A 13,952-nucleotide genomic window follows, 5' to 3' on the forward strand; every position below is an offset into this window, starting at 1 on the left:
GTTTTGTCGTTCCTGATCCGGCGTTAAGCCGCCGGAACCTGAAAAAAGGGGACGATTTTAGCGATGCTTAGCTTAGTTGTCAGTTATCAGAATCAGAAAAGTTTTTACGCGTTTTTACCTGATCCATGCTCTCAAGAATACGGTGGTAATTCTCGAAGCGGGTCTCCGCAATTTCGCCTTTCTCAACCGCTTCACGGATAGCGCAGCCTGGGTCGTTATCGTGTTTACAGTCGCGGTACTTGCAAGCGCCTAAATAATCATGGAATTCGACAAATCCGTTAAAGATTTGTTCCGGCTCCAGGTGCCATAAACCGAACTCTCGCACGCCCGGGGAGTCGATGACATCGCCCCCATGCGGGAAGTGATACAGGCGTGACGCGGTGGTGGTGTGCTGGCCCAGGCCCGAGACATCAGAGACATCGTTGGTGAGGATCTCTTGTTGCAGGCCAAGCAGGTTGTTCAGCAGGCTCGATTTGCCCACGCCGGACTGGCCCGCAAAGATGCTGATGCGATCGGTAAGCGCCTCTTCCAGCGGTTTCAGGCCATCTTTGGTGTAGCTGGAGACCATCAGGACGCGGTAGCCAATCTTGCGATAGATATCCATCTGCTCATTGACGAAGGCCATTCCGTCGTCGTCCAGCAGATCGATTTTGTTCAGCACGATAATCGGCTCAACCTGCAGCGTTTCGCAGGCGACGAGGTATCGGTCGATAATATTGAGCGACAGTTCGGGCAAAATCGCCGATACGATAACAATCTGGTTAATGTTGGCGGCGATCGGTTTGACCCCGTCGTAGAAATCGGGACGGGTTAACACGGACGTGCGCTCATGGACCGCTTCAACGATACCTTTTACCGTCACGCCTTCCGCCGCCTCTTTCCCCGGCCGCCAGACGACGCGGTCGCCGGTCACCAGAGAACGAATGGTCCGGCGGATGTTGCAGCGGTGAATCGCTCCATCGGCGGATTCCACGTCAGCGTGCATACCGAAACGGCTGATGACTACGCCTTCCGTTGGGTCGCCAAACAGGTTGTCGTCGTAATCGACCTTCTCCGCAGTGGTTTTAAGACGGCGCTGGTGATTGGCATTCACGCGGCGCTGCTGCCCTTTGGAGAGTTTATTTTTACTCAATCGCACTGGCTCCTGGTCGCCCGTAGGGGGCAAAACCTCTATGATACACTCTAATTAATACTAGTTAACCTGCTACTGCCGGTTATGCGAGAAGGGTGGAAAATAACATGAGCGCGGATGAAAACAACCTGATTTGGATCGATCTCGAAATGACCGGGCTGGATCCCGAGCGCGATCGCATCATTGAAATTGCAACCCTGGTGACGGACGCCAACCTGAATATCCTGGCGGAAGGGCCAACGATAGCGGTGCATCAGTCCGATGACCAGCTGGCGTTGATGGATGAGTGGAACGTGCGTACCCACACCGGCAGTGGTCTGGTGGAGCGCGTGAAGGCGAGCACCATGGGTGACCGTGAGGCGGAGCTGGCGACGCTTGAGTTCCTGAAAAAGTGGGTTCCGGCGGGCAAATCACCTATCTGTGGGAATAGTATCGGTCAGGATCGTCGTTTCCTGTTTAAGTACATGCCGGAGCTGGAGTCTTACTTCCACTACCGCTATCTGGATGTCAGCACGTTGAAAGAGCTGGCGCGTCGCTGGAAGCCTGAAATCCTCGACGGCTTTAAAAAGCAGGGGACGCATCAGGCGATGGACGATATCCGAGAGTCCGTGGCGGAGCTTTCCTACTACCGCGAAAACTTTATTAAGCTGTGATTTTGAGATCCGGCGCCTTGCGTGGCCGGGTTTTTGTCGTTAAATTGTTCAGCTTGCCGATTAAATAAGCATTTGAACTGAATTTCGAAAAAATCGCTTTAAGGGGGGTTGCAGCTAAAAGGATTTCTCGTATAATGCGCCTCCCGTAACGACAGAGAATTACACGTTACGACAGCAACAAAAGCAGTGCAGATTTGCGGGAATAGCTCAGTTGGTAGAGCACGACCTTGCCAAGGTCGGGGTCGCGAGTTCGAGTCTCGTTTCCCGCTCCAAAATTTGAAAGTGCTTTCACAGCACAGACTGCCCAAGCGGGAATAGCTCAGTTGGTAGAGCACGACCTTGCCAAGGTCGGGGTCGCGAGTTCGAGTCTCGTTTCCCGCTCCAAAATTTGAAAGTGCTTCCACAGCACGGACCACCCAAGCGGGAATAGCTCAGTTGGTAGAGCACGACCTTGCCAAGGTCGGGGTCGCGAGTTCGAGTCTCGTTTCCCGCTCCAAATTCTTCTTCATTTCTATAATATCCACAGCGAAAAGCGTCGCTGGGGACGTTTTCTATTGTCTCTGAAATACTCTTGTGAACAGAGTTATCCACAGAAACTGCGCTTAACCGAAACAGGGTTAAAACTTAGCAGGGTGAATAGTATCTTCATAACACATTGTATTTTAAGTATAAAATTTGATTTCAAAATGTTATTGAGATCACTTGACCTCATCTCCAGCCCAGATGGCGCTTGAGTTTGTAATTTTATTCACAGGCTGTGAATAGTTCAGGCATCCCGCGGAAGCCCTTTCTCAATCACCCTCACCAGACGCTGTTTCTTCGGTATTTGCACCTCGACCACGCAAGCATTACGCTTCTCTATCTGCTGCGCAATCGCCCATTCTATGTGTTCATCAAGAAGTGGGTGCTCACCTCGACGGCTTTCAAGCGCCCGAATATTGGCTTCATCCCACGGGGCATTCCCCAGCGCGACGGCGACATTTCGCAGCCAGCGCAGATGGCCGATACGGCGAATAGCCGAACCCTCCGTCACTTTCAGGAACCAGGCCTCGGACCAGGCGAACAGCTCAATGAGCGGCGGGGCATGGAGCGCCTTACGCGGGCTGAAATCCACTTCGTCAGTAAGCTGCGAATAGCGGTTCCATGGGCAGATGAGCTGGCAATCATCGCAGCCGTAGATGCGGTTGCCGATAAGCGGTCGGAATTCCTCTGGAATGGCTCCTTCCAGTTCGATAGTCAGGTAGGAGATACAGCGGCGCGCATCAACGGTGTAGGGCTCAACGATGGCGCCGGTAGGGCAGATGGTCATACAGGCCACGCAGCGGCCACAGCCTTCCTCTACCGGGCCGTCTACCGGCAGCGGCAAATCGATCAGCAGTTCACCGAGGAAGAAGAACGATCCGGCGTCGCGGCTAAGGATAAGTGAGTGCTTACCTGTCCAGCCAAGCCCGGCTTTTTCGGCGATCGGACGCTCAAGAATAGGCGCGGAATCGACAAAGGGTCTAAAATTCAGCGAAACACAGTGCTGCTGAATAGTTTCCCCGAGTTTTTTTAAACGGTTACGCAGAAGCTTATGGTAATCACGTCCCAGGGCGTACCGGCTGACGTAACCCAGCGAGGGGTCTTTTAGCGTGCGCGCAAAGGCCGCGTTGGCGGGCAGATAATTCATGCGCACGCTGATGACGCGTAATGTGCCCGGCAAAAGCTCGTGTGGACGGGCGCGCATCATGCCATGACGCGCCATCCACTCCATTTCGCCGTGGTATTGTTTATCCAGCCAGGCCTGCAGTTTCGGCTCGCTGGCGGAAAGGTCGGTATCGGTAATGCCCACCTTCTGGAAGCCAAGCTCAGCACCCCACTGTTTTATTTTTTGCGCTAATTCATTGAGATCGAGGGGCTGTGACATGACGGACCATACGGTGAAGAAAAACCCCGCAAGTATACCACATTCCATCTGGCATGCGGATGACCTCCGGCGCGCCGAAAAAGAGGCCGCAGATAGCCTCGGGATTACCCTGTATGAACTGATGCTGCGCGCGGGTGAGGCGGCGTTTGACGTTGCCCGAAGCGCCTTCCCGCAGGCGGCTCACTGGCTAATTCTGTGCGGGCACGGCAACAACGGCGGTGATGGCTACGTCGTTGCCCGTCTCGCGGTGGCTGCGGGTATCCGCGTGACCTTGCTGGCTCTCGAAAGTGATAAACCGCTGCCGGAAGAGGCCAGCGCGGCGCGGGAGGCATGGCTGAACGCAGGCGGTGTGATTCATGCGCCTGATATCGTCTGGCCAGAGGATGTTGATCTGATTGTTGACGGGCTGCTGGGCACCGGGCTGCGCAGTGCGCCGCGCGAAAACGTTGCTGCGCTTATTGAGCACGCTAACAGACATTCCGCGCCGGTAGTCGCCCTGGATATTCCCTCTGGACTGATGGCACAAACCGGCGCGACGCCGGGGGCGGTGATTCAGGCGGCACATACGGTGACCTTCATCGCCCTCAAGCCGGGGTTACTGACCGGCAAAGCGCGGGATGTCGTCGGCGTGCTGCATCACAGTGCGCTGGGACTGGAGAGCTGGCTCGCCGGGCAGGACATGCGCATCGCGCGTTTTGATGCATCGCAGCTTGCTGCATGGCTCCCGCCGCGCCGGCCGACGTCCCATAAGGGCGATCACGGCAGGCTGGTCATTGTGGGCGGCGACCACGGTACGGCAGGTGCGATTCGCATGACCGGTGAAGCGGCTTTGCGCAGCGGCGCCGGATTAGTGCGAGTGCTCACTCGCATTGAGAATATTGCGCCAATCATCACTGCCCGACCGGAGTTGATGGTCCATGAGCTTACGCTTCAGACGTTAGAGGAAAGCCTCGAATGGGCGGATGTGGTGGTGATCGGTCCCGGGCTTGGACAGCAGGCGTGGGGTAAACAGGCTCTGCAAAAGGTCGAGAATTTTCGCAAACCGATGCTGTGGGATGCTGACGCGCTTAACCTTCTGGCAATAAACCCGGATAAGCGTCACAATCGCATTCTGACGCCACACCCCGGCGAAGCCGCGCGGCTGCTTAACTGCAGCGTGGCAGAAATTGAAAGCGATCGCTTACTTTCTGCTCAGCGTCTGGTAAAACGTTACGGAGGTGTTGCTGTTTTAAAAGGGGCAGGAACCGTTGTCGCCTGTGACGAGACGCAGGGCATTATTGATGCCGGAAATGCGGGCATGGCGAGCGGCGGCATGGGCGATGTGCTTTCCGGCATCATCGGCGCATTGCTTGGACAGAAACTTCCCCTTTATGATGCAGCCTGCGCGGGCTGCGTGGCTCACGGCGTTGCGGCGGATAAACTGGCTGCGCGTTACGGTACACGCGGTATGCTGGCCACCGATCTCTTTTGCACGCTGCGGCGTGTTGTTAACCCGGATGTGATTGACGTAGAAAATGACTAATCGAGCGATTCCTTTACCTGATGAACAAGCCACTTTAGAACTCGGCAAGCGCGTGGCGCAGGCCTGTCAGGGGGCAACCGTCATTTATCTGTATGGTGATTTAGGTGCGGGTAAAACCACCTTCAGCCGGGGTTTTTTGCAGGCGTTAGGGCATAACGGGAATGTGAAAAGCCCAACCTACACGCTGGTCGAACCGTACACCCTTGAAAATCTCATGGTGTACCACTTCGATTTATACCGCCTTGCGGATCCTGAGGAGCTGGAATTTATGGGGATCCGTGATTATTTTGCCAATGATGCCATCTGCCTGGTGGAGTGGCCGCAACAAGGTGCGGGTGTGCTGCCTGACCCGGATGTCGAAATTCACTTAGATTACCAGGCACAAGGGCGTGAGGCACGCATCAGTGCTGTTTCCTCATCAGGCAGTTCCTTACTGGCGCGACTGGCCGGTTAAGCGTAGGGATGACGGGATGATAAATCGCGTTAAAGGTTGGTTGTTGGCTGCCACCGTGCTGATGTGCGCGCAGGCCGGGGCGGCAAACCTCTCAGATATTCAGGTCTCGAACGGCGAAAGCCAGGCCCGGATCACGTTCAGCTTTATGGGCGATCCTGAGTATGCGTTTTCACAGCCAGACAGCCACAGCGTGGCGCTGGATATCAAACAGACAGGCGTGATCCAGGGACTCCCGCTGCAGTTCAGCGGCAACAACCTGGTGAAAAGTATCCGTTCGGGTACGCCGCAGGATAGCCAGTCGTTACGCCTGGTGGTCGATCTGACCGAAAAGGGCAAAACGAAGGCGGTGAAGCAGCAAAACGGGGCGAACTATACGGTGGTCTTTACCATCAATGCCGACGCGCCGCCACCGCCTCCACCGCCGCCGGTCGTTGCGAAACGCGTCGAAGAACCGGTGTATACGCCGCGTCCTGCTGAACCTGCGCGTAATCCGTTTAAATCGCAGAACGATCGCATCACTGCGGCAACCAGCAGCAATACGGTAACGCGTCCGGCAGCGAGTGCGCGCCGTGCAGCGACCAGCGGTGACAAAGTGATTATCGCCATCGATGCGGGTCACGGTGGACAGGACCCGGGTGCGATTGGCCCGGGGGGAACGCAAGAGAAAAATGTCACCATCGCCATTGCCCGTAAGCTGCGTGCGCTGCTCAACGACGACCCTATGTTCAAAGGCGTGTTGACCCGCGACGGGGATTACTTCATTTCGGTGATGGGGCGTTCGGACGTTGCACGTAAGCAGAATGCGAACTTCCTGGTCTCCATCCACGCGGATGCTGCGCCAAACCGTAACGCGACCGGCGCCTCGGTATGGGTACTCTCGAACCGTCGCGCCAACAGCGAAATGGCCAACTGGCTGGAAGAGCATGAGAAGCAGTCCGAACTGTTGGGCGGCGCGGGCGATGTGCTGGCAAACAGCCAGTCAGATCCGTATCTCAGCCAGGCGGTGCTGGATTTACAATTCGGTCATTCTCAGCGCGTCGGGTATGATGTCGCCACTAACGTATTGAACCAGCTGCAAAGTATTGGCGTGCTGCATAAGCGTCGTCCTGAACATGCCAGCCTCGGCGTTCTGCGCTCGCCAGATATCCCGTCCATCCTTGTAGAGACGGGCTTTATCAGTAACAACGGTGAAGAGCGTCTGCTGGGAAGCGACAGCTATCAGCAGCAAATTGCCGAAGCGATTTATAACGGTCTGCGTAAATACTTTGATGCCCATCCGCTGCAGTCTGCGCCACAGAGTGGCGCAGGCCAGACGGCCAGCGCAGCGCTGCCGGGTGAGATGACCGCGACCAACTAAGGAGAATTCATGCCGATTCAGGTTCTGCCGCCGCAGCTTGCGAACCAAATCGCCGCCGGTGAGGTGGTGGAACGCCCTGCGTCGGTCGTGAAGGAGTTGGTGGAAAACAGCCTCGATGCGGGCGCGACCCGTATTGATATTGATATCGAGCGCGGTGGCGCGAAGCTTATCCGCATTCGCGATAACGGCTGTGGCATAAAAAAAGAGGAGCTGGCGCTGGCGCTGGCCCGTCACGCCACCAGTAAAATTGCTTCTCTGGATGACCTGGAAGCGATTATTAGCCTCGGCTTTCGCGGTGAAGCGCTGGCCAGTATCAGCTCGGTTTCGCGCTTAACGCTGACCTCCCGTACCGCCGAACAGCAGGAAGCCTGGCAGGCTTACGCCGAAGGGCGCGATATGGATGTGACGGTCAAACCCGCGGCGCACCCTGTCGGCACGACGCTTGAAGTATTAGATCTCTTCTACAACACCCCCGCCCGACGCAAGTTCATGCGTACCGAGAAGACCGAATTCGGACACATCGACGAGATCATCCGCCGTATCGCGCTGGCGCGTTTCGATGTCACCATCAATCTCAGCCACAACGGCAAGGTGATGCGCCAGTATCGCGCGGTGGCGGAAGGTGGACAGAAAGAGCGACGGCTGGGCGCCATTTGCGGGACCCCGTTTCTGGAACAGGCGCTGGCCATTGAGTGGCAGCACGGCGATCTGGCGCTGCGCGGCTGGGTAGCCGATCCGAATGCGAGCAGCGCTGCGTTTGCGGAGATCCAGTATTGCTACGTCAACGGCCGCATGATGCGCGACCGTCTCATCAATCACGCCATTCGCCAGGCCTGTGAAGACAAGCTCGGGGCCGATCAGCAGCCTGCTTTCGTGCTTTATCTGGACATCGACCCCCATCAGGTGGATGTGAACGTCCATCCTGCCAAGCACGAAGTGCGATTCCACCAGTCGCGACTGGTGCATGATTTTATCTATCAGGGCGTGCTGAGCGTGCTGCAGCAGCAGGTTGAAACGTCATTGCCGCTGGAACACGCAGAACCGGCGCCACGCCCAATCCCGGAAAACCGCGTCGCGGCGGGCCGCAACCATTTTGCGGAGCCCGCCGTCGCGCGTGAACCGGAAGCGCCGCGCTTTTCCTCCGCCGGGGGCGCACCGCGTTCAACGGGTGCTAACTACCCGAATGCCCAGCCCGGCTATCAAAAGCAGCAGGGCGCGTTGTACCGCAAACTGCTGGAAACGCCAGCCGTGGAGCGTAAAACATCCATTCCGGCGCCTCAGCCTTCTCTGGACGGCCACAGCCAGAGTTTTGGTCGTGTGCTGACGATCATCGCGCCGGATATGGCGCTGCTGGAGCGTGACGGTAAATTGATGCTTCTGGCACTGCCGGTGGCCGAACGCTGGCTCAAACAGGTGCAGCTCACGCCGGGCGAAAATGCCGCCTGTGCGCAGCCGCTGTTAATTCCGGTTCGCCTGAAAATATCCCCTGATGAAACAAGGGTATTGCAGCGCGCTGAGGCGCAGCTGGCGCAGATGGGGATTGAAACTGTGCTCGAACCGCAACATGTGACAATTCGTGCAGTGCCTTTACCCTTACGCCAACAAAATTTACAAAACTTGATTCCTGAACTGATAGGCTACCTGGCGCAGCAAACAGCGTTTGATGCAGCTAACACCGCGCAGTGGATCGCCCGTCATCTGGCAAGCGAACACACGCCGTGGAGCATGGCACAGGCCATTAGCGTGCTGGCGGAGGTGGAACGCCTCTGTCCGCATCTGGTGAAAACGCCGCCGGGTGGATTATTACAACCTGTTGATTTACAAACGGCGATGAACGCCCTGAAACATGATTGATGTAAGTAAGGCGAGCCTGCCTAAGGCAATTTTTTTAATGGGCCCAACGGCCTCCGGCAAAACGGCGCTCGCCATTGAGTTGCGTAAAGTTTTGCCTGTAGAGTTGATTAGCGTCGACTCCGCCCTCATTTATCGGGGGATGGACATCGGCACGGCGAAGCCTGACGCAGAAGAGCTGCGTGCGGCACCGCACCGTTTGCTGGATATACTCGACCCGGCTCAGGCTTACTCCGCAGCGGATTTTCGCCGGGATGCCTTAGCCGAGATGGCCGAGATAACGGCGGCGGGGCGTATACCGCTGTTGGTTGGCGGAACCATGCTCTACTTCAAGGCGCTGCTGGAGGGGTTATCACCTCTGCCATCCGCGGACCCGGAAGTAAGAGCGAAAATTGAGCAGCAGGCGGCAGAGCAGGGTTGGGACGTTTTGCATCAGCAACTGGCGGAGATTGATCCGGTTGCCGCAGCACGGATCCATCCAAATGATCCGCAAAGGCTTTCCCGGGCACTGGAAGTTTTTTTCATTTCGGGTAAAACTTTAACGGAACTGACGCAAACGTCAGGAGACGCTCTGCCGTATCAGGTGCATCAGTTCGCCATCGCCCCGGCGAGCCGTGAACTGCTCCATCAGCGAATTGAGCAGCGTTTTCATCAGATGTTAGCTTCAGATTTTGAAGCAGAAGTGCGGGCGTTATTTGCCCGTGGAGATTTGCATACGGACATGCCTTCCATTCGTTGTGTGGGATACCGCCAGATGTGGTCGTATCTTGAAGGTGAGATTTCATACGATGAAATGGTTTATCGAGGTGTTTGCGCCACGAGACAGTTAGCGAAGCGCCAGATCACCTGGTTGCGCGGTTGGGAAGGGGTTCACTGGTTAGACAGTGAAAAACCACAACAGGCGTTAAACGACGTGATTGAGGTTGTTGGTGATATCGCTCACTGAATGTGTACAATTGAGACGTATCGTGCGCAATTTTTCAGAATCGCAAGGTTCTAAGTACAAAACAAGCATATAAGGAAAAGATAGAATGGCTAAGGGGCAATCTTTACAAGATCCGTTCCTGAACGCATTGCGTCGGGAACGTGTTCCAGTTTCTATTTATTTGGTGAATGGTATTAAGCTGCAAGGTCAGATTGAGTCTTTCGATCAGTTCGTGATTCTGTTGAAAAACACGGTCAGTCAGATGGTCTACAAGCACGCTATTTCTACTGTTGTTCCGTCCCGTCCGGTATCTCATCACAGCAATAACGCTGGCGGCGGTACAGGTAGTAACTACCATCATGGCAGCAACGCGCAGGGTTCTTCAACGCCAGCGCAGGACAGCGACGAGACCGAATAAGGTTTCGCACTGTTATCCACACGGGGAGCCAGGGATCCTGCGTTCCCCGCTGATCTTTTTAGAGAGGTTTACGCTTGTTTGACCGTTATGATGCCGGTGAGCAGGCGGTGCTGGTACACATCTATTTTTCGCAAGACAAAGATATGGAAGACCTCCAGGAGTTTGAATCTCTGGTCTCTTCCGCCGGTGTCGAAGCAATGCAGGTGATTACCGGTAGCCGTAAAGCGCCGCACCCAAAGTATTTTGTTGGTGAAGGTAAAGCAGTCGAAATTGCGGATGCCGTAAAAGCAACCGGCGCGTCAGTCGTGTTGTTTGATCATGCGCTGTCTCCAGCCCAGGAGCGCAACCTGGAAGCTCTCTGCGAATGCCGTGTTATCGATCGCACGGGATTGATTTTAGACATTTTTGCTCAGCGTGCACGTACCCACGAAGGGAAACTGCAGGTTGAGCTGGCGCAGCTGCGCCATCTGGCAACGCGTCTGGTGCGTGGCTGGACCCACCTTGAAAGACAAAAAGGCGGGATTGGTTTGCGCGGCCCGGGTGAAACCCAGCTCGAAACCGACCGTCGTTTGCTGCGTGGCCGAATTACCCAGATCCTCTCACGTCTGGAAAGGGTTGAGAAACAGCGTGAGCAGGGGCGTCGGGCACGAACCAAAGCCGACATCCCGACGGTGTCGCTGGTGGGGTATACCAACGCCGGTAAATCCACCCTGTTTAACCAGATAACCGAGGCCCAGGTTTATGCCGCAGACCAGCTGTTTGCGACCCTGGACCCTACGCTGCGCCGTATTGACGTCGCAGACGTCGGTGAAACGGTGCTGGCGGATACCGTAGGGTTTATCCGTCACCTGCCGCATGACCTGGTGGCGGCATTCAAGGCCACCCTGCAGGAGACGCGACAGGCGACGCTGCTGCTGCACGTGATTGATGCGGCAGACGTGCGCGTGCAGGAGAACATCGACGCGGTAAACGTGGTGCTCGAAGAGATCGACGCCCACGAAATTCCCACGCTGTTGGTCATGAACAAGATCGATATGCTGGACGATTTCGAACCGCGTATCGACAGAGATGAAGAGAACAAACCGATTCGGGTCTGGCTTTCTGCCCAGACCGGTATTGGTGTGCCACTGCTTTTCCAGGCTTTGACAGAACGTCTTTCCGGTGAGGTAGCTCAGCACACGCTGCGACTGCCGCCACAGGAAGGCAGGCTGCGCAGCCGGTTTTATCAGCTTCAGGCGATAGAAAAAGAGTGGATGGAGGATGACGGCAGCGTGGGGATGCAGGTGCGTATGCCGATCGTTGACTGGCGTCGCCTCTGTAAACAAGAACCTGCGCTGGTCGACTATATCGTCTGATCAGAAAGGGGATGCCTGAATAATTCGCCCTTGCATAACAAATATGGAGCATATACATGGCGTGGAATCAGCCCGGTAATAACGGACAGGACCGCGACCCGTGGGGAAGCAGCAATAATCAAGGCGGCAACTCTGGGGGAAATGGCAACAAAGGTGGTCGCGAGCAGGGGCCGCCGGATCTGGATGATATCTTCCGCAAGCTGAGCAAAAAGCTTGGTGGTCTTGGCGGAGGTAAAGGTTCTGGCTCAGGTGGAAATTCCACCCAGGGGCCGCGCCCGCAAATGGGTGGCCGCGTAGTGGGTATTGTTGCCGCTGCAGTGGTAATCATCTGGGCTGCTACCGGGTTCTACACCATTAAAGAAGCGGAACGCGGTGTGGTGACCCGCTTCGGTAAGTTCAGCCATCTGGTTGAGCCGGGCCTGAACTGGAAACCGACCTTCATTGACGACGTGACTGCGGTCAACGTGGAATCCGTCCGTGAACTGGCCGCCTCTGGCGTGATGCTGACCTCTGACGAAAACGTCGTGCGCGTTGAGATGAACGTGCAGTACCGCGTAACCGATCCTGAGCGTTATCTGTTTAGCGTGACCAGTGCCGATGACAGCCTGCGTCAGGCGACCGACAGCGCCCTGCGTGGTGTGATCGGTAAATACACCATGGACCGCATTCTGACCGAAGGTCGTACCGTTATTCGTAGCGATACCCAGCGTGAGCTGGAAGAGACCATTCGTCCGTACAACATGGGTATTACCCTGCTGGACGTCAACTTCCAGGCTGCCCGTCCGCCGGAAGAGGTAAAAGCGGCCTTTGACGATGCGATTGCTGCACGTGAAAACGAACAGCAGTACATTCGTGAAGCAGAAGCCTATACCAACGAAGTTCAGCCGCGTGCTAACGGTCAGGCGCAGCGTATTCTGGAAGAAGCGCGTGCGTATAAGACCCAGACCATCCTGGAAGCACAGGGTGAAGTGGCTCGCTTTGCGAAGATCCTGCCTGAATATAAAGCGGCGCCGGAAATTACCCGTGAGCGTCTCTATATCGAGACCATGGAAAAAGTGCTGAGCCACACCCGCAAAGTGTTGGTTAACGACAGTAAAGGCGGAAACCTGATGGTGCTGCCGCTGGATCAGATGCTGAAAGGCGGTTCTGCTCCGGCAGCAAAAGATAACAGCGGTGCGAACAACCTGCTGCGTCTGCCGCCATCCTCAACGGGCAGCGCCAGCACGAACACAACGCCTTCTTCGAACGATGGTGACATTATGGACCAACGCCGTGCTAACGCGCAGCGTAACGACTACCAGCGTCAGGGGGAATAAGGATGCGTAAGTCAGTTATTGCGATCATCGTCATCGTACTGGTCGTGCTTTATACCTCGATCTTTGTGGTGAAAGAGGGCGAGCGTGGGATCAAGTTCCAGTTCAGCAGCGTCGTGCGTGATGGCGACAAACGTCCGGTCATTTACGAACCGGGCCTGCACTTCAAGGTGCCGTTCATTCAGTCTGTGAAAACGCTGGATGCGCGTATCCAGACCATGGATAACCAGGCCGACCGTTTCGTGACCAAAGAGAAGAAAGACCTGATCGTTGATTCCTATATCAAATGGCGCATCAGTGATTTCAGCCGTTACTTCCTGGCAACGGGCGGCGGTGACGTTTCTCAGGCGGAAGTGCTGCTGAAACGTAAGTTCTCTGACCGTCTGCGTTCCGAGATTGGTCGTCTGGATGTGAAAGACATCGTGACCGACTCCCGTGGCCGTCTGACCCTGGAAGTTCGCGATGCGCTGAACTCCGGCACCGCGGGCACGGAAGATGAAGTTTCAACGCCAGCAGCTGACGATGCAATTGCCAAAGCGGCTGAACGCGTTCAGGCAGAAACCAACGGTAAAGTGCCGGTGATCAACCCGAACAGTATGGCTGCGCTGGGTATCGAAGTGGTGGACGTGCGTATCAAGCAGATCAACCTGCCGGTGGAAGTGTCCGAGGCGATTTACAACCGTATGCGCGCCGAGCGTGAAGCGGTCGCCCGTCGTCACCGTTCACAGGGCCAGGAAGAGGCGGAGAAGCTGCGTGCTGCTGCGGACTACGAAGTGGCCAAGACGCTGGCGGAATCTGAGCGCCAGGGCCGTATCCTGCGCGGTGAAGGTGATGCGGAAGCCGCGAAACTGTTTGCTGATGCCTTCAGCCAGGATCCTGACTTCTATGCCTTTATCCGTAGCCTGCGTGCTTACGAGAATAGCTTCCAGAGCAACCAGGATGTGATGGTGCTCAGCCCGGACAGCGATTTCTTCCGTTATATGAAGACGCCGACTAACGCAACGCGATAAACTCAGGCTCGTTTGAGTATTCAAACCACCGCTCCCCACGGAGCGGTGGTTTTCTT

Annotated in this window: 12 protein-coding genes and 3 tRNA genes; 13 read left to right on the top strand and 2 right to left on the bottom strand. The window is 56.0% G+C overall.

Features of this window, described 5'->3' with window-relative positions:
• Window positions 1-79: 79 nt before the first annotated feature.
• Window positions 80-1,132: a small ribosomal subunit biogenesis GTPase RsgA gene (gene rsgA, locus V1572_RS04850; RefSeq protein WP_008502927.1), complete on the bottom strand. Its 1,053-nt coding sequence runs from the start codon at window positions 1,130-1,132 to the stop codon at window positions 80-82.
• A gap of 107 nt (window positions 1,133-1,239) precedes the next feature.
• Here rsgA and orn point away from each other — a divergent pair, with 107 nt between their 5' ends.
• From orn to V1572_RS04870, 4 genes are all read left to right on the top strand, one after another.
• Complete coding sequence (orn, locus tag V1572_RS04855) at window positions 1,240-1,785, top strand: oligoribonuclease (protein WP_045909541.1); 546 nt, start codon at window positions 1,240-1,242, stop codon at window positions 1,783-1,785.
• Window positions 1,786-1,981: 196 nt separating this feature from the next.
• Window positions 1,982-2,057, top strand: a tRNA-Gly gene (locus V1572_RS04860).
• A 36-nt stretch (window positions 2,058-2,093) separates the two neighbouring features.
• A tRNA-Gly gene (locus tag V1572_RS04865) sits at window positions 2,094-2,169 on the top strand.
• A 36-nt stretch (window positions 2,170-2,205) separates the two neighbouring features.
• Window positions 2,206-2,281 (top strand) — tRNA-Gly (locus tag V1572_RS04870).
• A gap of 270 nt (window positions 2,282-2,551) precedes the next feature.
• On the opposite strand, the gene queG is transcribed toward V1572_RS04870, so the two are convergent.
• On the bottom strand, window positions 2,552-3,691 hold the full coding sequence (gene queG, locus V1572_RS04875; RefSeq protein WP_395299742.1) for a tRNA epoxyqueuosine(34) reductase QueG: 1,140 nt from the start codon (window positions 3,689-3,691) through the stop codon (window positions 2,552-2,554).
• Here queG and nnr point away from each other — a divergent pair.
• From nnr to hflC, 9 genes are all read left to right on the top strand, one after another.
• Window positions 3,690-5,213, top strand: a complete 1,524-nt coding sequence (gene nnr, locus V1572_RS04880) for a bifunctional ADP-dependent NAD(P)H-hydrate dehydratase/NAD(P)H-hydrate epimerase (RefSeq protein ID WP_048225271.1) — start codon at window positions 3,690-3,692, stop codon at window positions 5,211-5,213. The genes queG and nnr overlap by 2 nt on opposite strands.
• Window positions 5,206-5,667, top strand: a complete 462-nt coding sequence (gene tsaE / locus V1572_RS04885) for a tRNA (adenosine(37)-N6)-threonylcarbamoyltransferase complex ATPase subunit type 1 TsaE (protein WP_013095283.1) — start codon at window positions 5,206-5,208, stop codon at window positions 5,665-5,667. The genes nnr and tsaE overlap by 8 nt, the downstream gene beginning before the upstream one ends.
• A 16-nt stretch (window positions 5,668-5,683) precedes the next feature.
• Window positions 5,684-7,024, top strand: coding sequence for an N-acetylmuramoyl-L-alanine amidase AmiB (gene amiB / locus V1572_RS04890; RefSeq protein ID WP_395299743.1), 1,341 nt, complete (start codon window positions 5,684-5,686; stop codon window positions 7,022-7,024).
• Between the two features lie 9 nt (window positions 7,025-7,033).
• Window positions 7,034-8,878 (top strand): DNA mismatch repair endonuclease MutL, encoded by a 1,845-nt coding sequence (gene mutL / locus V1572_RS04895; protein ID WP_196365408.1) that lies wholly within the window; start codon window positions 7,034-7,036, stop codon window positions 8,876-8,878.
• A complete protein-coding gene (gene miaA, locus V1572_RS04900; RefSeq protein ID WP_047073328.1) occupies window positions 8,871-9,821 on the top strand; it encodes a tRNA (adenosine(37)-N6)-dimethylallyltransferase MiaA in 951 nt (316 codons plus the stop codon). Before mutL ends, miaA begins: the two co-directional genes overlap by 8 nt.
• A gap of 85 nt (window positions 9,822-9,906) precedes the next feature.
• Window positions 9,907-10,218, top strand: coding sequence for an RNA chaperone Hfq (hfq, locus tag V1572_RS04905; protein WP_008502919.1), 312 nt, complete (start codon window positions 9,907-9,909; stop codon window positions 10,216-10,218).
• Between the two features lie 74 nt (window positions 10,219-10,292).
• Window positions 10,293-11,573, top strand: a complete 1,281-nt coding sequence (hflX, locus tag V1572_RS04910) for a ribosome rescue GTPase HflX (protein ID WP_023310136.1) — start codon at window positions 10,293-10,295, stop codon at window positions 11,571-11,573.
• A 56-nt stretch (window positions 11,574-11,629) separates the two neighbouring features.
• Window positions 11,630-12,889, top strand: coding sequence for an FtsH protease activity modulator HflK (hflK, locus tag V1572_RS04915; protein WP_045907965.1), 1,260 nt, complete (start codon window positions 11,630-11,632; stop codon window positions 12,887-12,889).
• A gap of 2 nt (window positions 12,890-12,891) precedes the next feature.
• Entirely contained in the window at window positions 12,892-13,896 is a 1,005-nt protein-coding gene (hflC, locus tag V1572_RS04920) for a protease modulator HflC (protein ID WP_008502916.1), read from the top strand.
• Window positions 13,897-13,952: the final 56 nt, after the last annotated feature.

This window comes from Enterobacter quasiroggenkampii (assembly GCF_043972695.1).
GTDB lineage: Bacteria > Pseudomonadota > Gammaproteobacteria > Enterobacterales > Enterobacteriaceae > Enterobacter > Enterobacter quasiroggenkampii.

Bases quoted from the DNA above. Each gene is read 5' to 3' on its own strand.
- orn (WP_045909541.1), top strand. From the start codon at position 1,240: ATGAGCGCGGATGAAAACAACCTGATTTGGATCGATCTCGAAATGACC.
- tsaE (WP_013095283.1), top strand. From the start codon at position 5,206: ATGACTAATCGAGCGATTCCTTTACCTGATGAACAAGCCACTTTAGAA.
- mutL (WP_196365408.1), top strand. From the start codon at position 7,034: ATGCCGATTCAGGTTCTGCCGCCGCAGCTTGCGAACCAAATCGCCGCC.
- miaA (WP_047073328.1), top strand. From the start codon at position 8,871: ATGATTGATGTAAGTAAGGCGAGCCTGCCTAAGGCAATTTTTTTAATG.
- nnr (WP_048225271.1), top strand. From the start codon at position 3,690: ATGACGGACCATACGGTGAAGAAAAACCCCGCAAGTATACCACATTCC.
- queG (WP_395299742.1), bottom strand. From the start codon at position 3,691: ATGTCACAGCCCCTCGATCTCAATGAATTAGCGCAAAAAATAAAACAG.
- hfq (WP_008502919.1), top strand. From the start codon at position 9,907: ATGGCTAAGGGGCAATCTTTACAAGATCCGTTCCTGAACGCATTGCGT.
- hflK (WP_045907965.1), top strand. From the start codon at position 11,630: ATGGCGTGGAATCAGCCCGGTAATAACGGACAGGACCGCGACCCGTGG.
- hflC (WP_008502916.1), top strand. From the start codon at position 12,892: ATGCGTAAGTCAGTTATTGCGATCATCGTCATCGTACTGGTCGTGCTT.
- amiB (WP_395299743.1), top strand. From the start codon at position 5,684: ATGATAAATCGCGTTAAAGGTTGGTTGTTGGCTGCCACCGTGCTGATG.